At 41.3% G+C, this 25,142-nt stretch carries 13 protein-coding genes; 1 reads left to right on the plus strand and 12 read right to left on the minus strand.

The window, feature by feature from the left end; translation table 11 throughout:
* Window positions 1-252: 252 nt before the first annotated feature.
* From MH215_RS10855 to MH215_RS10905, 11 genes are all read right to left on the minus strand, one after another.
* The gene (locus MH215_RS10855; RefSeq protein ID WP_239290165.1) at window positions 253-1,917 is read right to left on the minus strand and encodes an S-layer homology domain-containing protein; all 1,665 of its coding nucleotides are present in this window, start codon (window positions 1,915-1,917) and stop codon (window positions 253-255) included.
* Window positions 1,914-7,604, minus strand: a complete 5,691-nt coding sequence (locus MH215_RS10860; protein ID WP_239290166.1) for a dockerin type I repeat-containing protein — start codon at window positions 7,602-7,604, stop codon at window positions 1,914-1,916. Before MH215_RS10860 ends, MH215_RS10855 begins: the two co-directional genes overlap by 4 nt.
* A gap of 3 nt (window positions 7,605-7,607) precedes the next feature.
* On the minus strand, window positions 7,608-14,426 hold the full coding sequence (locus tag MH215_RS10865) for a hypothetical protein (RefSeq protein ID WP_239290167.1): 6,819 nt from the start codon (window positions 14,424-14,426) through the stop codon (window positions 7,608-7,610).
* A gap of 340 nt (window positions 14,427-14,766) precedes the next feature.
* Complete coding sequence (locus MH215_RS10870) at window positions 14,767-16,407, minus strand: clostripain-related cysteine peptidase (RefSeq protein WP_239290168.1); 1,641 nt, start codon at window positions 16,405-16,407, stop codon at window positions 14,767-14,769.
* Between the two features lie 328 nt (window positions 16,408-16,735).
* Window positions 16,736-18,370 carry a chaperonin GroEL gene (groL, locus tag MH215_RS10875; RefSeq protein WP_145050416.1) on the minus strand — a complete coding sequence of 545 codons (1,635 nt, stop codon included), beginning with the start codon at window positions 18,368-18,370 and terminating at the stop codon, window positions 16,736-16,738.
* Between the two features lie 73 nt (window positions 18,371-18,443).
* The gene (gene groES, locus MH215_RS10880) at window positions 18,444-18,725 is read right to left on the minus strand and encodes a co-chaperone GroES (protein ID WP_056694371.1); all 282 of its coding nucleotides are present in this window, start codon (window positions 18,723-18,725) and stop codon (window positions 18,444-18,446) included.
* Window positions 18,726-19,251: 526 nt separating this feature from the next.
* A complete protein-coding gene (tatC, locus tag MH215_RS10885) occupies window positions 19,252-20,037 on the minus strand; it encodes a twin-arginine translocase subunit TatC (protein ID WP_239290169.1) in 786 nt (261 codons plus the stop codon).
* Between the two features lie 75 nt (window positions 20,038-20,112).
* Window positions 20,113-20,361 (minus strand): twin-arginine translocase TatA/TatE family subunit, encoded by a 249-nt coding sequence (locus MH215_RS10890; RefSeq protein WP_056694367.1) that lies wholly within the window; start codon window positions 20,359-20,361, stop codon window positions 20,113-20,115.
* 182 nt (window positions 20,362-20,543) lie between these two features.
* A complete protein-coding gene (locus MH215_RS10895; protein ID WP_056694365.1) occupies window positions 20,544-21,029 on the minus strand; it encodes a MogA/MoaB family molybdenum cofactor biosynthesis protein in 486 nt (161 codons plus the stop codon).
* A 37-nt stretch (window positions 21,030-21,066) separates the two neighbouring features.
* The gene (moaC, locus tag MH215_RS10900) at window positions 21,067-21,576 is read right to left on the minus strand and encodes a cyclic pyranopterin monophosphate synthase MoaC (protein ID WP_145050410.1); all 510 of its coding nucleotides are present in this window, start codon (window positions 21,574-21,576) and stop codon (window positions 21,067-21,069) included.
* Window positions 21,576-22,208: a 5-formyltetrahydrofolate cyclo-ligase gene (locus MH215_RS10905; RefSeq protein ID WP_239290170.1), complete on the minus strand. Its 633-nt coding sequence runs from the start codon at window positions 22,206-22,208 to the stop codon at window positions 21,576-21,578. Before MH215_RS10905 ends, moaC begins: the two co-directional genes overlap by 1 nt.
* A gap of 349 nt (window positions 22,209-22,557) precedes the next feature.
* Between MH215_RS10905 and MH215_RS10910 the strand changes: the two genes are divergently transcribed.
* Window positions 22,558-24,516 carry an ABC-F family ATP-binding cassette domain-containing protein gene (locus tag MH215_RS10910; RefSeq protein WP_239290172.1) on the plus strand — a complete coding sequence of 653 codons (1,959 nt, stop codon included), beginning with the start codon at window positions 22,558-22,560 and terminating at the stop codon, window positions 24,514-24,516.
* Window positions 24,517-24,999: 483 nt separating this feature from the next.
* Here the strand turns inward: MH215_RS10910 and MH215_RS29040 are convergent, their stop codons facing one another.
* A complete protein-coding gene (locus MH215_RS29040; protein ID WP_275446083.1) occupies window positions 25,000-25,131 on the minus strand; it encodes a hypothetical protein in 132 nt (43 codons plus the stop codon).
* Window positions 25,132-25,142 lie beyond the last annotated feature (11 nt).

Raw genomic sequence — 25,142 nt, forward strand, 5'->3', positions numbered from 1 at the left:
CAGAGAATGTTTCAACTAATTATAGCAGTTCTATTAAAGCGATCCATTCATATCTTTAAACAGTTGCGTTAGCTATTGACGTTTTGATGTGGTACACGCGCCTTCTCACGCTGTTTCTCCATATTATAGATTAACATAGCTTTTATAATTAAAGGTTCACAGAAAAAAACCAAACCGACAAAGAAAAGCTCTATGTCAGTTTGGTTTATATCAACTCAAAGTTCTTCTATATTGAACTAATCTTAGTTCAATTTATTCTAATTCTTTGAACCTTTGAATCATCGTAGCAACTTCTGCCCTGGTTGCAAGACCAGAAGGATTTAGAGTCAGATCAGAATTACCATTCATAATGCCCTTTGACACAGCCCAATGAATGGACTCTTTGGCAAAGGCTGAAATTTTATCTGCATCTTTGAAGCTAAGGGTTGAAATTTCGCTCTGCAGGCTCAACCCTTTACTCTCTGCGTATCGATAGAGCATAACCGCAATTTGCTCACGAGTGATTGAAACTTTAGGAGCGAATATCCCCTTACCATATCCGTTAACGATTTTGCTTTCGTTTGCCCAAATAATAGGATCTGAATACCAACGACCACTTTGAACGTCTGAGAAAACATCTGCAAATTTAACATTAGGTTGATTATCCATACGATATAGTGCAGTAGCAAGCATTGCACGACTCATGTTCTTTGAGGGTGAAAATTCAGTTTCAGAAGTTCCTGTGAATAGCCCCGCATTGTAAACATATCTTGCAGAAAAATAGAACCAATCGTCATGTGCTATATCTGTAAAAGGAGTCTTTCTTACAAATGTAACAACTACAGTTGTGTCACGACTAATCTCTGGAATGGTATAAATGTCACGACCTATGAATTTTTCGCCGTTGACAATGATATATTCTGTTTCAAATCCTTCATCAGGAATCACTCTGATCGTGGCAGAGGTTGTTGCACGAATCGTTTGATTTTCAAAGCCATCAGCAATTTTACCATTCCCACCTTTTACAGAAGCGTTAACCGTATAGTTAAGCTGATGTTTCGGACCCTCAGAACCACTAGAACCACCAGAAGGATTAGAACCATTAGAACCACCATTAGAAGCGTTAGAATCCTCGTCCGTGATAACCCAACGTTTCGGACCTACAATTTTCGAATTCTCAAAATTAGAAAATGCAATCTCAAGCAAATCTATTGCTTCAGAAATTTCCGTATCCAACGCATTTTCATTCTCAAAAACAGCCTCAGCCTTAGAGATCGCACTTCTTAGATTTTGAGCGGATTTTGTTGTATACCAAAAATCTGGATAATATATGACTTTGGGATTATCCGCAATCGTAACTGAAGCAAGATAAGCTTTTGCAGCCTCAATGTCTTCATATAGTGAAGACTTAGAGATTTCCTTCACACCAGAACCGACCACAATTTGTACATCTTCAAACGGTTCAATTCCCCTCAGGGTTGCATCTTTATTCGTGATGAGAAAGTTACTTAAAGAAAAATCGAACGTTCCGTTATTTCTAGCTTGGAAGACAGCAGTTCCGATATTTTTCATAATTTCATCATCTTTACCGTTGGCGGTCATATCGAGATATACATAATTGATGTCACCATAGGAATAATTCATTGAAATGTCCTTTTCCATTTTGACACTGGTGTTTTTTACAACATAAGAATCAAAGTGTAGCTTTCCTTGAAAACCATATACCGGCGCTTTACCCGCACCAGTATATGCAAGACTTAGTTTCACAAATATGTTCTCTCCAACATCAAATGAAAATTTTGGAGAACCAGAGCTGTCAGTTACTGTGATGTCCACACGATAACTAAGGTCAGCAGCATCGTCTGCCCCGTAGACGTATGATGGTAGAGTAGCTACCAGAAGTAGCATGCACAATATCACTTTCAATTGTTTCATCATCGTCTCAGTGCCTCCATTAGTATGAGTTGTGCATCTACAATATCAACAACACCATCACCGTTTATATCAGATCTCATCCAGTCTTCAGAAGAATTAAAGCCATTGTAGACATTATTTAATATCGCTTTTATCGTCGCCAGAACGTCTGCTCGATCTACAGCCCCACTACCATTCGTATCTCCACGAAGAAGATTAGGAGATTTCAACGTTGGTTCAAAAACAAGATTGGCTGTTAATTGTTCACCCGTGACAAGTTCTCTTGAAGAACCAATATATGCTTTTTTAAGATTGTCATACAAGAGCGTTTGTTTCTTGCCATCAATCACAACTGTTGCTTTACCCATATTGATCTCCGTATATATGGTGAACAACGAGAATCCTTGTGATTGCCGAACTTCATAACGATATCCAAGATCTTTCACATGAATGTTGATTACATCTGACAGTTCTTTATAGACTATTTTCCCATTCTCATCTTCAAAAGCAGAAAGTCTATAACCAACTTTGATTGCCGTTTCGCCTGGAGCCAAAGCTTCAATGGTACCATCCTGTGAAATCTTGATAATGTTCTGATTATATAGAACATCCCATACAATATCTTCTTCTTTTAAGTCCAATTCGCCACCCTGACGAAGACCTTTAACAGAAAGCACTGTTTTTCCGCCAATCCCAAGTTCGATCACATCAGGTTGATTCTGGGAGTTCTCAAGGTCAGATATCAGTTTAATACTCTCAAACTCTGACAATTCACGATTAACAAGATAAACGGGAACAACCGTTTCGTTTCCAGCTTTATCAACTGCTTTAAGCTGTAAAGTTTCGTTTGGTTCTTGACTCGAACTCTTACGATTAACGACAAATGTCCCGTCTGGATGGATCACAATACCTTCTGAACTACCATCTAAAGTTAATGATGCCGATACCTCTGTTAGCCCATGGAAGCTATAGCTTGAGTCCGAACTAACAAAAACAACTTGATTGCTGACTGTATTATCAACCGGCTCCTTATCAAGGCTTGGCTCTACTTCTTCACCTAAAAGTAATATCGGTGCACTTGTATCAACAGTAACACCTATTGCCCCTGATGATCTGCTACCTTGAATGCTGTCATGATTTTCACTAACTGCAGTGAAGTCAATCAAATTCTCACCATCTTCAAGGTTTTCTTCAAATGACCAAACCGTCTTAAATTCTTCAGGCGTGTTCTTGTTTTCCTTGTTCAGGGTCAATGTCATTTTGACCGGTCGATCGAACGTGTACGTTGCCTCTAATTGTCCAGTCCTTAAATAATAGTTTTCTTTTGATTTGTCGATATTGGTTTCAACACTGACAAGCTTAGGTTTACCCATGGCAGGCATAACAAAGCTTTGCGATGATGCAACCTTGGTAGAGCTATAATATTCCGTAGCATTAAGTGCTGACTCAACAATTTTAACGGATTTTACTTTGATAAAATACTTCTTGCCTTCCTTTAATAGAGGGAGGTTGGTTTGGTCTTCTAATGGTTTCAACCTAATTTCGCTGCCTACAGGGAACTGACCAAAGGAATTCTCAATCTCAACCCCGTTCTCATCTTCAATCGCCACAAAATAATGGGTTGCAGTTTGGTCACTTCCATTGATGTTAACTTTCACGTATCCATCTCCACTGTATTCCGCTGTTACTGATTTAGGTTCTTGTGGAAGTAATGGATTGGTAAAAGTGATTGGAGATGCAGTGATCTGCTTACTCATTCCACCCAGATGGTTAACAAGCATTGCAACCACATGATACTTCCCTTCAGGGAAAGATTCCGGAAGTGTAAAGACATGAGAACCTGATTTAATTTCATCCAGCTCAAGATTACCAATACTAATTAATGATGATGTGTCTTGCATGTTATCTGATTCAATGGTTTGCATAATGGATGGATCTTTGGTGACATAGACATTAACTGCTCCTGAATATGCACTTTGCCCGTCCGTTGTCCAAGACACATCAAGCTCACGGCTCGTATTACTACTATGCGTAGTTCTAATACCTGTAAGCTCCGGGATATTTTCAACACTGTTCACTTCAAAATTGTCGATATACACATTCGGTGTTGTCACTGAGATGGACCAGTTACCACCAACAATAAGAGCTGGATCAATCACTGAAATATACAAAGTATTTTTACCATTCATCGATTGAATAAGATAGTTTCCATTTCCCTTATTATCGTCTTCAACCATTGTCAATCTATTACCAGCTGGATTAGTGACTATAATTTCAGATGCAGAAGGTTTGACATGGCCACGAAGTGGGATTTCAAACAGTAGTGAATCTTTTGATGCCGGGATCACTTCTTTTGTAATGCCATCTCCTGCTCTAGTTTTAGCTATTTCCTTTGTCGTGAGCCTTCTCATATTCGTTCCATATAATGCAGTGGTAGGCACAAGATTTCCGTTCGCATCCAGTTCTTCCGAGTGAACATAGTGTACAGCTTTTCCTCTAGAAGCGAGATTGATGGAACTACCAAAGTTAAAATCGCCATCCCAATAATAGATAAAGCCAAATTTCACGCCGATGACTTTCATGTTTGCACCAACAAAGTCAGATGAAACAGCTGCCTCAACGCCTCCAATTTCCTTTCCTCCTATAATGGGGACTGAAGTTGGAATATAGAATCCTGCGTATACATAGCCATAGAAATAATCTTCAGTAATTTTAATCGTTATACCACCACGAACCGCCCCGGCGTGAATACTAATATTACCAAAGGCATTTAGCTGAAATGGCGATATCCACTGAACATTCATTCCTGCTTCAAGATTAAGTAATCTTCCTTCATCGTCTTTTGCCAACCGACCCGTACCTTCAAGACTAAGACCGGATAGTTTTGCTTCCAGCTTGAAGTCACCTACAATAACCAGGTTAATTAATAACCTTGTTTGAAGATGAAGTGTGATGGGGGGAAGTTTACCGTCTGATGTTCCAGATATGGTCTCTGCAAGATTTCCGAAACCTCCACCAAGACCTGTCATAAATACATATGGCGTAACAATCGGAACTTTCGTCGTATTACTTGCTAAGAAGAATGTAAGTTCGTCAAGCATGATCGACGGAACATTATTTATAGGAACCTCTTTAAATGCCAGCGAACCTTCTACTTCTAGCATGGTAAGAGCAACTCCGTAATCCAGCTTATAGATTCCATCAATCGTATCTATTGTTACTTCTGCCATAGCACCCACTTTATTTCCTACTAATGGACCTAGTATATCTTCTGGCAGTGCTACAGCTAGTGTCGTATTGACACCAATAAAACCGATTTTCTTATCTTTACTACCATAGCGGATATCACTAATCTCGGCAGTAAGGGAGCCCTTGTAGTCATAATGCTCTTCACCATTATTCTTATCTGCTGCTTTTAAAGGCATTGAAATCTTTCCGCCGAAGCTAATTCCGAAGTCTTCCTTATCCTGAGTCATGACACCGTACTTGATATTGATTAAAAATCCTGCAATATTTTGTAGCATAGAACCTGTATCTCCAAATTTCAGTTCTAATGCTTTAGCCTCATCCTCGGAAACAGCTTCACTATCCAAGCTGTATTTCACTCCATTTTTAACTTCATAAAACCATTTATTATGCCATACATTAACAGAGTTTATGACTTTTATGGTGCCATCGCCTTCTAATTTTGCGCCAACGTCCGTAACCGTCATCTTGAGTGGCGTGTTGCTATCATACGTCAAGATGTTGTTAATCGTAATGTCGCCATCGGCTTTACTGGCAGAGTAATATCGATTAACACCCGTACCCATTAGCCTGACTTTCCCACGAACGGTCAATAGAATTTCGGTTTCATCTTCTACATATTTTATATTGTTATGAACAATACCATTTCTAGTGACGCTACCCTCGATAAATTTTTTCATTACATCTTCGTTTTCAAAATTTACATAATCATATAACTGTCTATTATTAGAAGAGTTTGTTATTCGAACTAGTGAAACAATTCCGTAGCTTGCACTTTTATCCGCCAGATTATTAGTTACATCTATTTGAGTTGTAGAAATAATCTTTTCTTTAAACGCACTGATTAACTGTTGATTTGTAAATCTGAATTCAATGTTATATTTTCCAACGGGCAAATTTTCATTTGTCGAGAACGAAAGGGCTTGACCATCTTCAACAAAACTTATTTTTCTTTTGTCGATTAACGTAGTTGTACCACTTGATGCAGAGACAAGATAAAGATCCCATCCATCAATTCCTGTAATCGCTTGTTTCAATTCGTTCATATCTCCAGAAACGGTTATATTTTTGTCTCCTTCATGAAAAACCGCAGAAGGGAAAATATGTTTCAATGAGACATTAGGAAGTTCCCCTTCAATCGCGGGAATTAAAATGTTTGAATTCGCACTATACTCAACCAGTTTATGTGTGCTTGAATCCATAATTGCCGTTGCGTTTAACGAAACTATTAATCGCTTTGCCGTAATCATGGATTGTTTCTCTGCGATGATTTCTAGATCGGGAATGTCAAATACAGTACCAATGTTTAATCCACCCGAAATTCTCACCGTATATTCTCTTGTATTCGTCGCTGCAAAAGTAAGTCCCTCATCGAGAGTAAGGGTAACCACCGGTTCTATTAGTTCTTTAGCTCCTGTAACACTATTGTCAATGGTTACTGTCGCTTTAAACTTACCATCGTTTAGATATCCATCTTTGCCTTCATTCACTTGAACTTTATCTGTCTGGATCCCGATTGCTACCTCTTTCTTTTGTGTTTGATCAGAAAAGTTACCAACACCATATAACAATTCTGAAATTCTCACTTCGCCTGCCTCAATGGGTTTTTCATTCCAATAATATGCTGTTGCCGTATCAGGCACTAAATATTTGTTTGAATAGTTCGTAAAGTCAACGTTAGGATTCGGTGTATAATCGTATCTTGTATTTGCAAGATTAACCCAATGTCCAACAATAACTTTATCCACATTTACATCTTTGTTCCCACTCCAACCAGACAAAAGGGCGTAGGCCATTTTGTCTGAAGCTGAAAGAGAATCCACATATCTGATTTGTTGCGGCAGGTTTTCACCGCTGTATTCTGTTTCCACGATGGTCGGTTGTTTTGGGTTCACGAGCACATGAGGTGCATCAATATTTGAACCAAGCGCGTTATCTAGAAGGAGACGAATACCTACCGTTCCCGCTTTGCTATTATTATTGACCACATCATATGAAATACCAACGTTTCCAACCCGCGAGTTATTAGGGTCAGTAGAAATGGAAACCTTTTGTGTGATCGTGTAACCCTTGATATCCCATGCAATCGTCAAAAGTCTATTTTGCTCAGAGACAACAGGTTCATGAAGCTTAGTATCGATTCCGAACCATCCATATTCCTGACCGAAAATATAATCTTTTCCATCGATACGAACGGTAGTAAATGATGTTCCATTGCTTCTTGCTGTATCTTCCTTATAGAGAAGCGGAATATTGTTGTCAAACGCTTTTTGTGGATGACCATCCACGGTTTCAATCGAAAATCCACCTGTTTTTGAATTGATTGAATATTTCATAAAGTCGTTTGCGATTGAATAATTCGCACTGCTTGCATCTGCACTCAATGGGAAACTTACAAGAGTGAATAGCATCGCTAGAATAAGGGATACAGCTATGCCGCGTTTTAATCGACGATCGATCATCATTGCCTATTTCCCTCCTTTGTTTGAAACATATACAGAAATATTGAAATAATCACGCTTGTCCGTTTGAATATATATGGTATACCAACCATTTGAGACATTATCAATGGTATACACTCCGTTTTTCTCCCGCAGGACCGTTCCTTTTGTTTTCATTTGACCTTGTGTTAAACTGCCTTTTTCATAACGTGCATACGATACTCCAGCAAAGTTTTTCAGTGAAATCTCAACTTTGTTTCCAATCACCGTTGCAACATTTGAACTGTCAGGCATGACTCCGTTCACAAGTGCTATGGTGTCATAAAGACCTACAAGACGAACTGTACGACGAATAGTCGTTTGATTTCCTGCGTCATCTCTTACTGTATAGTCTATATAGTAAGGATTAGAGCGATTAAATTCATTCGCCGAGATGTTGTCCGGATTAAATACTCGCCCGCCAACATCGTAGTTGATGGTAACTTTGTCAGTTAAATCAACCTTTTTATTTGCAACCATATCCCATGCTTCAAAGTCAAGAAGCTTCGATTTATTATAGGCAATTGAAGCATCTTTTTGAGGAGTCATTCCTTCAATGAAGATGAGCTCTTCGCCATTTTCAAGTGTTAACTCCGGAGCTGTTTTGTCGATGAGACCTATGTCAACACCATACGAAGCCTGCTCTCCCGTTCTTCCTTGAAGATTAAATACATATAGTCCATTGTTGCTATAGTTCATGGACTTATCTAGTTCCCAAACGTCGTTTCCTCCAACGGATTTCGTATCTTTGTCCGTGTTTACAGTGACAGTGACATCCTGATTTGTTATTGGATTTTTATCCGTTCCGACAACATATCCTTCTTCTTTTCCAGATGTATCAACGCCAACCGTAATCTTATTTTGATAATCCTGTTCTACCCACTCACCAGCTTCGTTTTTCACAAGATATTTATAAGACCAATGAATTTCTTTAATCTTTGGTGCTCCTACTTCAATTCCTTCAATCGTTAGCAGAATTTTTTGCGTTAATCCTGTTTTGTCTCTAACTTGGAAGACATGCTCCCCATTCGTTTTAACATTGATGACCGTATCTTTATAAGACACCTCATCCCCATCTTCATTTTCAACCGCTGTTGAAAGTGCATATTCATATCCTTTATAAGAAACGGTAAGATCTTTCATATTTCTAAGGATGTCGAGCGGAACGCCATCACTATCCCGAATTTGGTCAAATGACACATCAACACTTAACTTATCTTTGGCTAATGTTGCGGTTGCGGTAACTTGTGGTGGTGAAGATACAATATTGGAAACGGTAATAATCTCATGACCTTCGTTACCATAGTCATCGACAAAGGACATCGTAACTGTACCATTTTTTCTAAGGCGAACTGCTTTGGTACCAGGGATATGAACGATGTCTTTATAGGTCAAGCTGCCTACTGGCTCAACACCTGTGACCCTAATTGTATTGATATCTTTGCTAAACTGTGTCAACTCCACATTTACACTTTGTGTAGTAATCTCAGTTGGTAATGTGCTGTACGCTCTCGCAGTTGCAACTGGCGCTACTTTGTTAATATTTGAGACAGTTATTGGAGTGACCCACTTGTTTCCTGCGTAGTCATACGCTGTCACATAATAGATACCTGAGCTATCCAGTTCAACGATATATTCATTCTCCAGTGGCTCACCTTTGAATGGGTACACGACATCGTCCTTCTTAACCTCTGCAAATGATATTTCACCTGAATCGTCTGTTAATGTGATCGTTGCATGTATATTTTGATTCGTCTTTGCTGTGTTGGATAACACATAAGAGGTTTGACCAATCGTGTTGTCAAAAAGCTTATAGCTAACCGTACGAGAATTTGTGTTTCCTGCCTGATCTCTAAACTCAAAGGTGAATGAATTAACATCTTCAGTTAGAATTCTTGAAAATGAAGCATTGTTATTAGTCATCGATAGAGTTTTCTGATCACTGATCGGCTTAATGGTTGCCATTACTCTTCTATAGGCCTTGCCATCTTGAATTGGAACCCAATTCCCTAGATAGTTTTCGTAGGTGTATTCCACCCTGAAGTGTACGTCTTCTTCAATTGGCGTTGTATCTATATTTGAAACTGTAACGGGTACGGTTGTTTCTATTCCCGCTTGGTTCGTTACTTTGAAATATACCGTTGCATTCTGCTCAAATCTTTCGGTATGAGATGCAATGGAGTCAATTTGCTCAAAGTTTGTCCCATCATATGAACGTTCCAGTTTCATAATCCCGCTTTCCGGGTCAGATATTGAAAGTACTGCCTTCACAATTTGGTTTGTTGGCTCAGTAGTTGAATACACCACATCAGTAACAGCTGCAGTTTCATCAACGACTGAGATAGCAACATACGCATCTTCCATCCGATCAGCTTCAACTCCTTCAGTTGTATAGACCTCGAAGTAAGCTGACTTGGTTGTCTTCCCATCTCTTAGCGCTTCAAATACAAGCTTGGAATAAGCTGTTCTTCCTTCTACCTCTGTAAATGAAGGATCAACTACACTTAGCTCCGCATTTAGTTCTAATCCTGACAATACGGCATTCTCAACAAAGAAAAATTGTCCGGAATAATTAGGATTAGGATCAATCACATAGGTGAGCTTATCGCTTTCCGTATAGGATATAAATCCTCCATTTTGAATAGGAACTCCATTTTTCTCTACATTTCCTGTAATCTCAAATCCTTGAATGAATTCAACAGTAGGTGTGAATTTTAGAACACGATCCCTTCCAGCCTCATCCTGAACATATAGACTAATTTCGTTATTGTTCTGAATAACAAGATCATGTTCTATCGCATACTCAACAGATGTTGTTAATAGCCCTGTATACAGTTGGTTCGACCTTGCCATTTCATTCACCTTATCACCCTCATTTGGTGCATTAGGCATGATTGTTACTGGAACATTGAATGTAACATTAACCGTTGAAGTCGTTTTTGTTATTTGAGGGTTTGCGTTAACACTTACAATGGATGCCTCCGCGTCCACCAAATTCACACTGGAGTCAACGAATACTTTTTCAGTAATATTGCCTGAGTTATCCGCTGCTTTAATCCCAATTGCATAGTTGCCACTTAGCCCTTTCAAATCAATCGTATATGTTGTCTGTTTGTTTCCTTCGCCATTAACGACGGGCTGACTACTTTGCATTTTTACTGATTTACTCGAATTAAACAGCTCATAATCTTCTTCAGTAAGAATATGACTGGCTGATGGATCTTTAATAAGTGCAAATGAAACAGTTGTGTCACTCTTGTCTGAAACATCGACCGTGATTCGGCCATCTTGTCTTGCTCCATTGGTTACCATTTCGCTGGATGCTATTGCATTCGGAGCTGCCTTGTCAATATTCGAAACTGAAATCGGTACTAAAACCTGATTGCCAAGCTCGTCAGACAGTACCAGGTTTGTTGTAACGTTCTCGCTCACAGTTACTGTGAATGCACCGTTTGTATATGGAGAAACGGTGATTTTGTCCTGATCTTTTGGCTCAACCGTCAGTTTTGAAATGCCTGTCCCAACATCATTAGCTACTATTCTTGCCGTTACTGATGAGTTGGTTGGCTGAATAGTGCTGTAGTCCGGTAATTCGAAAGTTGGTGCCTGGCTATCATATAAGATTTTGACAGGTCTTGTTTCTGTTAAAAACTCTGGCCTTTCGTCAGCAGGGTGATTTAAAAGTCCAAATTGAAGATATATTGTATTGATCCCTTCTTTGAGTGCCACAGGTGTATCTAGTGTAAATGCAAACTTACCACCTGAATTATTGCTCTCTGTAAAAGTTGGAACTAACACACCCTGATCTGTCGGCATCCCGTCAATTGTTGCATAATAGACTGGATTTTGATATTTCGTTGCACTTTCAGAAGTCCAAGCTACATGGGGTTCATTTAATACAACATCGACCTTATATGTTCCGTCATTGGTTGCACCTATTCCGTTTAGCGTCTTTGCTTGAGCATGTGCTAACGACTCAATGGTCGCAGGTCCCGACCTCATCCCAAAGTACGGGGAAACCTTTTTACTTTCTTTACCAAGAACATCCGTCGCAACAACAACAATGCTATAAGCACCCGAAGGAAGTCCTGTCATTGTTAATGTTTGATCAACTTCGAATACACCTTCACTATTTGCTGTCAGTGTTAGCGGATGATTTTGCGTATTCTCAATCTTAGTTTCTGTTTCTGGTTTAGCTAAATAATAACTTGCACTTGCAATACCACTTGCATCTGTCACTTTAACTTTAAATTGATGTGTTGACTTGAAATGATCATGCTGATTTCCAACGATATAACTAATTTCCGGTGCTTTATTGTCGTACGTGAACTCTCGAGTAAATTCTAATGAATTGCCAGAGCGCTTATCTTTAACTCGATATTCAAGTATATATTTACCGTCCATCAAAACTTCAGTTCCGCTGCTATTACGTTTCTCAGCTGCACCAACATCATCGCTTGCATCATAGACAGTAAAGTTTTGTGTGAAGCTTGTTCCATTACGAGGATGAGAGACCCATCTATAGCTCGTTTCAATATTTGAATTACTTACATCGAATTTGATATCAAAATGTGTATTTGGTGAACCTGTATCCTTTGTAATGATGGTGTCAGCAACAGAACCATTAAAGATCTGGACTGTTTTTGTATAATACTTTGACGCTTGCTCGTTTCTTGAATCGTTACCTAATGAATCCACTGTGAAATAATATAGAGTACCGTCAAAGCTATCACCTTTGGGAACAGATAATACAGCCGTTGAACTTTCACCTTTTGAATCTACAAATGCCCACTTGCCTTGAACTGAAGAAATTTCTTGTGATCCAAGTTTGATGTCATCTATAGGCGTATTTGGTGGTGAATCCGTACCGTTCATAAACGTATAATACGTTCTAGACCAACCGCCATTACTTTGTTGATAATCTTCCATTTCAAATCTATAGTCATTTCTTTTACGAGACTGTGCATCTTGCGGCTTTACACTTTCGTGAACCGTTACACGCGGAGCCTGATTATCTAATTTAATATGTTCAATCTCTGTGTATCCAGCATCTCCACCAAGTGGATTGTTAGCTTTATCCCACCCATACAAACGAAGCTTGAATTCGCCCTCTGTAGGATCAATTGGGCTTAAGTTTGTACTAACGCCTTTTAATACCTCCGTACTAACAGGTGCTATAACTTTCGTTGCGCTACCTAAACCGTCAAAGTTGGTTATTCTTGTCGTTGTCGGTTCATAGACATCCCCGTTTTTCTTGTATAGCTCGTATGCCAAATAGTTTTGATTATCGATGGTGTGAGCGACATTCCCCTCAGGATATAGTGTTTCGCTAGCTACCATATAAAATTGATGCACTTTTTTCACATTATTTTGAATGGAATTTTGTCCTGTTAGATCCTGTCCATTTTCATCGGTAATTCTGATCGTTGGTGTTTTTGTGTCCACTTTATGAGTAGAAAAATAAAAACTTTGTGCTGAATTCGATTCTGGTGTGGGTCTTTCCAAATAATATGGCTGATTTATACCATTTTTCGTTAAAAAGGTAGATACATCATTAAGCTGTAGCCTTATGCCCTCACTCTCCACTTCGCTAACATCCATGGGTACTTTCCCCGTAAACTGAAGCGTACCATTAGGTTTACCATCCGCTCCCAATAGTTTGGTCATCGTAAGATTAGTAAGTGGTGTTGTAGTACTATTCCCAAGATATAACACTGGTGTTGCTTGAAAATTAGTAATAAGTTCTTCTTTCATTTCTTTTATCATCGTTTTTCTATGAATTGAAAGTGCATCAACGGTAATATTCACGTCTGTGAATTTTCGATTTAGATATCGATTGTCAGTTGCATGCGAGAACGTAGCTGTTTCCGAAATATTTTCATTGCCTAAGTCATAAATGCTGCGATAGAACGTATATGTAACATCTTTATAATAGTAATCCGCTTGCCCGATTTTTGTTGTTAAATAGGTTTTAACTTCGGGATTTCCTGAAGTTGTATGGGCAAAAGTCCCTCCAAGGCTCTCAGCGTTGGTAGACTGGGCAAGAAGCGCCACCCTATAGGTTAGTGATATCTCCGCTTTATTCTGCGCAACCATTGCATCATGAAGCTTTTTGCGGTCAATATCTAACTTGAAATTATTTGTTTTGGTTGGCTCTTCAAATGTTAACCAATCTCTACCTACAGCATCGTCCGAAACGGTATAGTTGATCACTGGAGTATCTTCATATTGCATTATGTCGTATTCACCATATTGATCTCTAACCTTTTTGTCCCACTCTACAAGTTCAGAGCCTGATGAATTAGTATCAAGGTAGAACTCTCCTCCACCAACATCAACATTACCCATAGCTGTGAATTTCCGTTTTGTTACATCTGAAATATCACGATAAAGTCTGCCCTGATCTTTTGTCCATGTGTTTAATTTAATGGTCTTCGCCTGTGTTGGATTTATGCCCCCATTAATAGTAGGAAGCCATAGAACCACAGAATCCCCGTACCAGTCATCACTGCCAACCAGCCAAAAAACCAATTCATTCATTCTCCATGGTGGAATATTCTGTAATTTAAATGTATGTTGCACATCAGACCACGCCCCAGCGGCACCAATTGCTCTATAATGATCAGAGGCTATCCCAGGTTCATAGGTACTTACGCCCATATGAACATCATCATCTGTTCCTCCATTTTCGTTTCCTCCTGTTTTCACACCGAACACATAGGTGTACTCTGTTGGCACATTCGCATAAACAGGTGCTACTGATGCCAGAAGTGAAATGACTAGCATCAAACTTAAAATCTTCTTCATGTAATGCCTCCTCGGTTCATTGTGCTTGCCATTTTGACCTAACACCTTACAATCCTCCATTTGTTACATTTTCATTTTCAAATCCGCTAATTTGGCGGCTGTCGCCTGCTGCATCGGCAGTGTACGCATTAGGTATTATGAATCATGTTCGACAATTTGTGACATCTTCTCATATAATACCATCATTAATTGTAGGAACTGTCTTATATAAAGAAAACTTTAAGTTTCATAGATGAACATAATCGCAAAAAAAAGATCCGCAAAAGTTTGGTAAACCAATGCGAACCTCTTAATGAAGAATCTAGGAACCGTTTTGGTTAATTCGAGCTTTAGGCTCATTTTAGTTAAAAATAGATTCTAGATACTTTGAACTAAGACCCATGGCTTTTAGTTCTTCTTTCATTTCTTTTGCATGTTCCATTTTTTTGTTAGGAACGTACATACCCACACCATTACGATTTTTAAATCCTGCTGAATTTTTCACTTCGAAGGCAAGTGCTTGAGCAGCAGCAGTAACTTCCGATGATTTGCCCATTAGATCTATAAGATCATATTGATCAAATATTCCGTCGTTTTTGCCTAATAGATCTGATTTTTTTGCAAGGTCTGTAAGTGAGAAATCAAATGCTGCATTTTCTATTGCATGAACCAATGATTCAGCCTGAGAAAGCTTCATCATTGACATTGTCGTCTGCATGCTAGCTTCAATCCCGGAATGAAGGGTAAAGGAATCCAAAATTAAACGTCCTAATCTTTCCGAGCTAATTTGTGGGTTTCGCTCCAGTGCACCGATCCATGTGGTATAGTACAATCCTGCTGCGGGGATTGAATCTTCAGAAGCGATGAGATACTTACCATGGTTTCTAAGCGAATAGGCCGTTTCAACTGTGCCCATAAGACATGCATCAAAGACGATTAAGTCGAAATACATATCTGATTCATCGATCGCCTTCGAAAGCTCCGAAACCTTCATCGTTTTTCGTCCGTTTAACTCGTCTGCACCAAAGCCACCCATTGTACCGTACCCGTGATCCCATAAAACGAGTATATAACGCTCACTTGGTGCAACGGCTTTGCCCCAAACAAGAAAATCCCTTAGTGTTTTAGGGTCTGATGCGGCGGTTTGGATGCGGCTTGGATGCTTTTTAAGTCGTCCATCGCTAACTTCAAAGCGTTCGGATGCTCCATCCGTCATATATTTGTTGTGATATTTGAGCGTTCCACCTGTTTGAATCAGGATGTTCGTATTTTGGTTTGGCTGACCACGATACATTTCTTCCAAGTCATTGGTTAGTTGGCCTTGTTGTGATTCAAGGTCAGAACCAATTGCATATATTAGAATTGTCGTTGAATCCAATTTTTTATCCTGCTCCAAGATCGATCTTGCCTCGTTTAAACTTTGTGTTGTGAACACATCTTTCTCTCGAAGGATCTGACCATGTGTTGCAATTTGGTTTTTGGGTCTGGTGTTTAACACATAGCTACTTATTTTTGCAAGAGTTCCCCGATTGAATTCGACTTCTTTTGTAAGGTCTATTCCTAAAACGATTGAAGCGAAAGAAACCGCAGTTTCATATGTAAAGTCACCCTTTGTTTCTGAATACCCCAAAACTCTTAAAACCATTGCACTATATTGCTTTAGAGAACTTGGTTGGTTACCTCCGAAATGATGCTCACTGATTCCATTAACAATGCCATTGGCATAGGCAAACGACACATAGGAACTTTCCCAACCCGTATCCTTAAATGGATTTTTATTGGTGTTTTTCTGAACGTCTTCTTCCTTCCCCCACAGACGAAGCATCATCACCAGCGCTTCTGCTCTGGTAGGCACCCTCGAGAGTTCATAGCCATTCTCCGTTCCATTGAATAATCCCAAGTGGTTAAGCGCATCTGCATGGCTTGTATCTTGTGCCGATGCTGATGAAGTTGTTGCAAGAAACAAAAATAATAAAATGATTAAACCTCGGATACTTCTCATCACATTCCGACCTTTCAATCTGAAAATTCCCTTGATATATAGGTTAAACTTTACACCAAGCCACTCCGATTTGATAAAAACCTAGAAAACATTGTTTTCTTTGTTGCTTTTACACAGCTACTTTAGCCTATCATTGAGGATTAGCCCCTGTGTGAAAGTTAAAGAAATCTTTAAGTTCGTACTTGCAACTCTTGTCTGGCAGCTTGCGAATTAAGTGTATTCGTATCAGCATCCATACAACACAAAGAGCCACTTCTTAATAGATATTAAGAAGTGGCTCTTGTATTATTATAATTTGTTTAATGCTTTAAAGGTTTTTATACCTTTATTACATCATGCCGCCCATTCCACCCATACCGCCCATGTCAGGCATTCCAGCACCAGCACTTGCAGGTTCTGGTTTGTCAGCGATAACGGCTTCAGTTGTCAGGAACATTGCTGCTACGGAAGCAGCGTTTTGCAATGCATAACGCGTTACTTTCGCAGGGTCAACGATACCTGCTTCGATCATGTTAACCCATTCGCCAGTCGCAGCGTTGAAGCCTACGCCTGTTTGTTCTTTTTTCAGACGTTCCACGATCACGGAACCTTCTTCGCCAGCGTTAGCAGCGATTGTACGGATTGGTGCTTCCAGAGCTTTCAGGACGATGTTCACACCTGTTTGCTCGTCGCCGGACAATGCTACAGCAGCAACAGCTTGATATACGTTCAGAAGCGCAGTACCACCACCGGATACGATACCTTCTTCAACCGCAGCGCGAGTTGCGTTCAGGGCATCTTCGATACGCAGTTTGCGTTCTTTCAATTCAGTTTCAGTAGCCGCACCAACTTTGATTACTGCTACGCCGCCAGACAATTTAGCCAAACGCTCTTGCAGTTTCTCTTTGTCGAACTCGGAAGTTGTTTCTTCCAATTGCGTACGGATTTGGCTTACACGTGCATCGATATCGGATTTGTTACCAGCACCGTCAACGATGATTGTGTTTTCTTTTGTTACACGGATTTGACGAGCTGTACCCAGTTGTTCCACAACAGCGGATTTCAGATCCAGACCCAGTTCTTCCGTGATCAATTGGCCACCAGTGAGGGCAGCGATATCTTGCAGCATAGCTTTACGACGGTCACCGAATCCTGGAGCTTTAACAGCTACAGCATTGAATGTACCACGCAATTTATTCACAACCAACATCGCCAATGCTTCGCCTTCGATATCTTCAGCGATCAATACGAGTGGTTTGCCTTGTTGAACGATTTTCTCAAGCAATGGCAAGATGTCTTGCGTGCTGGAGATTTTTTTGTCTGTGATCAAGATGTACGGATTGTCCAAAACAGCTTCCATTTTGTCCGTATCTGTGATCATGTAAGGAGAGATGTATCCACGGTCGAATTGCATACCTTCAACCACTTCAAGCTCAGTAGCGAATCCTTTGGATTCTTCTACAGTGATAACACCGTCTTTACCTACTTTTTCCATAGCTTCAGCGATCAATTCGCCTACTTCTTCGTCCGCAGCAGAGATTGCTGCAACTTGTGCGATGGATTGTTTTGTTTCAATCGGTTTGGAGATGGATTGCAATTCAGCAACCGCAGCTTTAACCGCTTTGTCGATCCCTTTACGGATACCGATTGGGCTAGCGCCTGCAGTTACGTTTTTCAGACCTTCTGTGATCAGCGCTTGAGCCAATACAGTTGCTGTAGTTGTACCGTCACCGGCAACATCGTTTGTTTTGGTTGCTACTTCTTTAACCAGTTGTGCACCCATATTCTCGAATGCATCTTCCAGTTCGATTTCTTTAGCGATGGTTACACCGTCATTCGTGATGAGCGGGCTTCCGAATTTTTTCTCAAGTACCACGTTACGGCCTTTAGGACCGAGTGTTACTTTTACTGCATTAGCCAATGCATCTACACCACGAAGCATAGAGCGACGAGCGTCTTCACTGAATTTAATGTCTTTAGCCATGTTAAGAAAACCTCCCTAGTATATTGTGTAAAATGGTACTGCTATATGGTTCGGTTAACCGATAAAATTTGAATTAGTCGAGAATCGCGTGAATGTCGCTCTCTTTCATAATCAAATATTCTTTACCTTCGAATTTGATTTCTGTACCGGCATATTTGGAGAAGATTACGCGGTCTCCTTCTTTCACTTCCAGAGCTACACGTACGCCGTCTTTCAGCACTCCAGCGCCAACAGCAATTACTTTACCCTCTTGCGGCTTCTCTTTAGCAGAGTCCGGAAGTACGATCCCGAAAGAAGTCGTTTGCTCTTGCTCCAATGGTTCTACCAATACGCGTTCACCTAAAGGTCTGATCATGAAAAATAGCCTCCTTTTGAAATTATATAACGTTACATTGTAGGTTGTAGCTATGTATTAGCACTCGACCGTGCCCAGTGCTAACAACCAACTTTATGATACTCAACTTGAAGCATGATTTCAAGTCCTTTTCACGAATTCATGTGATAATTTACGTTCTCTTTACAACGAGACCTCAGAATTACACTAGAATCTCTGCTCTTCTACCCCACACTGTTCAGACGCAAGACAATACCAAGCCTTACCCTATTGGGGGTGCTCAGCCCTCTTCCATTGTATCCATTGCTCGGCAAAATATGCCTGCTTGTCCTTTAGATCAGTGAAAGGCACAGATAAATAGGAATATTAGAGCACCTCAAGGACAGAGTTACCCTCCAACGGCTACGCTCAAACTCTTGTAGTCAACGAAAAGTTATCGTCGTACCTTCTTCAGGTCTTCTGTCCTCGCAAAGCTCATTTAAGACATTAGAATACTTCATCTTAAGATAACGTTAATAAACTCTATTGTTTTCTCACTACTCCCGATCTAACTATTCATGCTATTATCGTCACTCGCCCGGGTGTAACGAGACTCTTCTGCCTCATCAGCAGCTAGCTGCTTGCGATATACGAAGGCTGATAGAAAAACACTGAACTCATACAATAAAAGCAAAGGAATCATCACCAGGAGATCCGAGATAAAGTCAGGCGGTGTAACCACTACAGCGATGAAGATCAAGATGAAATAAGCCACTCTTCTCATTTTGCGAAGACGGGTAGGATTAAGTATCCGTATTGCTGTCAGGAACATGATAAGCAGTGGAAGCTCGAACAACAAAGATACAGGCAGCACAATGCCGAACAGAAAACTGAAATATTGCTTCATGCCATATGTCTCGACAAGTCCCATTTTCTCCGTAATCGATGTTGTAAACGTAAGCGCCATCGGGAAAACGACATAATAGGCAAAGGACAAACCAATCAGAAACAAAAGAAACACATACGGCACATATTTCAATGCCGCCTTCCGCTCAATCGGTCGTAGCCCCGGGCTTACAAATTTCCAGATCTGAAACACCGTAAATGGCAATGTCACAACCAGCGAAAACAGTCCCGCAATCTTCATGTAGATGCCAATACCATCCCAGAAAGAGAAGGCATGCAGCACAAAACCTTTAACCGACTCGGCTTTCGTTAAGTACGTATAGACGGGATCTGATACAAAAAAGCCTACAATTAGACCTAAAATAAAAACGCTCAGCACATAAATCAGCCGCTTGCGCAGCTCGCTCAAATGTTCCACAATAGTCATTTCTTCTGTCTGCTGCGTCATGCTTGCCCCCCATTATTGCCAGCTTAAAATACAAAACCCTTCCGGCAGGAAGGGAATTCTCATTCATGGCCGTCATTACTCCGGCAAGCGTTTGTCTTCAGGCTTATCTACAGGTGCACTTTCCGATGCCAGCGGTTTGGCTTTCTCCTGCTCCTTGCGCTTGGACGCGTCATCATCCGAGATAATCTCGCGTGCACCGTCCTTGAATTCACGAAAAGTACGGCCAACTGCACGTCCTAGTTCCGGAAGCTTGTTTGGACCAAACAACAACAACGCCACAACAACTAATAAAATAAAACCTGTTGGACCTATAGCACTTCCCACGGATACTCCTCCTTCTGCAAGGCTCAGAAATTCTGTTTACAAGAATCCAATGATTAGATTAAGAACGACAACAATGTTGATTTACGCCAATCATACCACAGATGTAACCACTTACATAACCCACAATATTCATAAATTATTCAATATTTATGAATGGATTACCTATGGAGATTCGCACTCATTTATTGTTTAAACTGTCCTGTAACCATAAGTAGTGCCTCCGGAAGCTGATCCATAATCGCTGCCAAATGCTCGTGTACACCTTTAGGCGTACCAGGCAAATTGACGATTAGTGTTCGTCCACGAATACCGCATAAGCCGCGGAACAGCATGGCAGAACGATTTTTGCTCATGACACTGTAACGCATTGCTTCAGCCATACCTGGAACTTCTCTCTCAATTACCCGTCTTGTCGCCTCAGGGGTAATATCGCGAATCGCAAGTTCCGTACCTCCTGTGGTCAGTACAAGGTCTGCATGAAAATAATCTGTCATCTCAATTAGTGCCGCGATAATCTCATCGGGTTCATCAGGAACGATGCGGTACTCTACGATCTCCCCACCCAGTTCTTCTTCTACAAGCTCCCGGATGACTTGTGCACTCGTATCCTCACGTTCCCCGCGGGCCCCTTTGTCGCTGGCTGTCAGGATTGCTGTTCTCCACACCATAAAGATCACCCTTCTCCTTTATGAAAATAAATATCCGTTATCGATTGAAATCCCCGTTTTTGCCACCACTTTTGGATTGCAGCATCGTTGGACCGATAATCATATCTTTTTGCAAAGCTTTACACATGTCATAGATCGTTAGCGCCGCAGCAGAGGCTGCCGTTAGTGCCTCCATCTCGACGCCAGTCTTACCTTCCGTTTTTACCGTTGCTTCAATCTGTATCTCATCCACACCGTTGTCGTGAAAACGGATATCCACACCTGTCAGTGCAAGGGGATGACACATTGGAATCCAGTCCGATGTTTTCTTAGCCCCTTGAATACCGGCGATCTGAGCAACAGCCAGCACGTCGCCTTTGCCGATGCGTCCTTCACGGATTGCTTCAAGCGTAGCTGGATCCATCGTTACTTTGGACACCGCCACTGCTTTACGAACGGTAGCCTCCTTGCCCGAAATATCAACCATTCGAGCCCGTCCCTGTTCATTAAAATGGGTAAACTCCCCTCCGGAAGTCTGTCCGTTGTGTACATCTGAACTCAATACCATCACAACCCTTTATTGATATGTAGTACACCTTCGGTCGTCATCAACAGATCCAGTCGCAGATCGAGCGGTTCCATCGGAATCTCGTCCTGCAATTGCCCTGGTAACACAAGTGCTGCCAACTGCGGTCTTTGACCTGCTTGGGAACATTGGACTGCCAGCGTCTCGGCAAAACGGTCGTAATAACCGCCGCCATAACCAATCCGGCCGCCCTGAAGGTCAAATCCCAAACCAGGCACAATAACAAGATCGATATCAGGCCAATCCTCCGGCTGTACTACTTCACAGGATTCCTTAGGTTCGGGTATGCCCCATACACCTGGCTGAATATCCTGTTGTCCTCTCACCCTCCTGAGTTCCATCCGAGGGGGATTCGCCAGCACTTTGGGGGCAAGCATCACATCCCTATGCTTCCAGCCATCTTCAAACAAAAACGCAGTCGTTGCCTCGCTGCGATAGGACAAATAGCTAAAAATCATTAACTGTGGCTTATCCAGCCTCAATCGCTGTAGCTCCTGCTTCACCACAAGGCTTATGTCCCTCATCGCATGAAGGCGAAGCGATTCATCCAGCAGATCCCGACTTTGCTTCAGCCGAGAACGAAGCTCGCTCTTGTGTTCCATCCGATCCTGCATGGTTTTGAATAACCTCCTGTTGATGTGGAAGGTGAAAAAAAACGCATTTAAAGAATAAAATTTATATGTTATGACGTGATGTCATCTCGTTGAAATGGTTATCATGAATCATTTTCTGCAAAATACTCATGAATTAACATGCCTTCTTTCAGTTTATCATTGATTGTCCAAAAAGACTACACGGCCCCCCGCTCTCAAGCGGTGCATTTGATCTGTATTTCATGTAAACTGGACTATAGAGGTTGTTCAAAAAGTTCATCCCATCTTCTCGGTACTAGCAACCGTACTTTTTGAACGCGCACTTATTGTTATCAAATCACGTACTGGACCGATGGAGGAACTTCATTTTATGTTATTACAAGTATCCGGAATTATTAAACGTTATGGTGTCGATCCAATTTTGGACGGCGTAAACTTACAAATATTAGAACGTGAACGAATTGGCCTCGTCGGTGTAAACGGCGCAGGCAAATCAACGTTGCTCAAAATTATTGCGGGTGAGATGTCCTATGATGGCGGACAAATTTTCAAATCAAAAGAGACAACGCTGGGTTATCTAGCTCAGAATAGTGGACTGCAGTCCGATCGCACCATCTGGGAAGAGATGATGAACGTCTTCGCCCATCTAACCCAAGCTGAGGCTGAATTAAGACAGATGGAGCAGGATATCGCCGACCCTGCCTTCATGGAAGACGAGAAAAAATATGCAGATCTGCTCGAACGTTATGCGAAGCGTTCCGATTGGTTCAAGGATCATGGCGGCTATGAGATGGAAACTCGCATTCGAAGCGTACTGCACGGAATGGGGTTTGGCGAATTCGCCGCAGACACGCCGATTGCTACGCTGAGCGGTGGGCAAAAAACACGACTTGCTCTTGCTCGCATTCTGTTACAAGCCCCTGATCTTCTCATGCTGGATGAGCCGACGAACTATCTCGACATCCCTACCTTAACTTGGCTGGAGGATTACCTGCGAGGGTATTCAGGCGCGTTGCTGGTCGTATCTCATGACCGTTACTTCCTTGACCGACTTGTTACAACCATCGTTGAAATCGAACGGCACCGTTCTAGGAAATATACAGGTAACTACAGTCGATATATGGAACTCAAAGCTGCTGAGTATGAAACGCAGATGAAGCAATATGAGAAACAACAAGATGAAATATCTAAGATGGAAGAATTCGTGCAGAAAAATATTGTTCGTGCTTCAACAACCAAGCGCGCACAGAGTCGTCGTAAGGCGCTGGACAAAATGGAACGTCTCGACAAACCGATGGGCGATCTGAAGAAGGCTCACTTTTCTTTTGAAACAGCCGTCATGTCGGGTAAGGAAGTTCTTCGAGTGGATCAATTGTCCGTTGCATATGAAGAGGGTTCGCCTCTATTCAGCAATGTATCCTTCGATCTGCGACGGGGAGAGACCGTTGCCCTCATTGGGCCTAACGGGATTGGTAAGTCCACCATGCTCAAATGCCTTACAGGAAGCTTACGCCCGGCAGCCGGTGATATTCAGTGGGGAACGAAGGTGCAGATTGGGTATTATGATCAGGAACAAACAGGACTAACCCCTAGCAATACCGTGTTGGAAGAACTATGGGGTGCTTATCCTGGCATGGAGGAAGCCCGCATTCGTACGGTTCTGGGCAACTTCTTGTTCAGCGGTGACGATGTGCTCAAAAAAATCTCCTCGCTCAGCGGCGGGGAAAAGGCGCGTGTTTCCCTTTCTAAGCTCATGCTTAAGGAAGCCAATATGCTGATTCTGGATGAGCCTACGAACCATCTGGATCTATTCGCCAAAGAGGTACTCGAAGCGGCTCTCATGGACTACGAAGGCACATTGCTGTTCATCTCTCATGACCGTTATTTCCTCAATAAAATGGCGGAGCGAATCGTAGAATTGCATCCAGGTGGAACGGAGCATTACCTTGGCAATTACGATGATTATGTCGAGAAAAAACAGGAGCTGGAAGATATCGCACGCGAAGCTGCTGAAGCCAAGGCAGCCTCTGCTAAACTCTCGTCTAAAGCGAGCACTGCTCCCTCATCAGCGGAGAAATCAGGCGCAGCATCCTTTGAAGCGGATAAACAAGCGAAGCGCGAAGAACGCAATCGACAACGCAGACAAGAAACGCTAGAGTTGAAAATCGCGGAGCTGGAAGATGAGATTACAGGGCTGGAGGCACAGATGGCTCTACCTGAAGTTTACCAGGATTACATGAAGCTACAGGAGCTGCAAGCCAAATCGGAGGAGCTTAAGCAGCAAGTTGCGACAGCTTATGAAGAATGGGAAGCTCTCGCTTTGGAATAGAGACGCACGATTCCAATGAAGCATTATAATGTAGCATTGCGTTGATATACCACCTACGATTCATGCATATTCACACCACATATTAAAAGGGGATCTCCCAAAGTCACAAACATGACGAGGGACATCCCTTTTTAGCGTTAATTTGAGCTAATGAACCTGATACACGCTATTCTCTCCTATTTTCCCAAATCTGATATCTAACGAATCATAGAGGCGTTATTTCATCGATTCAGTCCATTATTTAGGTTGTGACACCATTATATGAAGGAAGAGCGTTACTGAGATTCGTTATATCTTGCATAGTAAGATAATCCGCTTATTAAGATGCGGTAGGTTCGTTAGCGCTTGGAGCGAAAAGAGATTTCTTAAGTCAGCTCCATTTTTGTTGATTATATTCAAGTGGGTAGCTGTAATCTGATCATTTCCCATTTGTCAAATTCACTCGAATTTTGAAAAATATTTTTTGTTGAATAACCTACGCATTTATCCACAATTAAGCAAGACACCAAGCAGTTCATCAAGCTTAATTAAACGGCGGTAGAATCGCATTTTCAACAAAAATCCATATTTATCCACCGACTTATGCACATTATCCACAACTTTGTGGATATACATCTCGGATTCTA

Source organism: Paenibacillus sp. ACRSA (genome assembly GCF_022346845.1).
In the GTDB taxonomy this organism is placed as follows: Bacteria; Bacillota; Bacilli; order Paenibacillales; family Paenibacillaceae; genus Paenibacillus.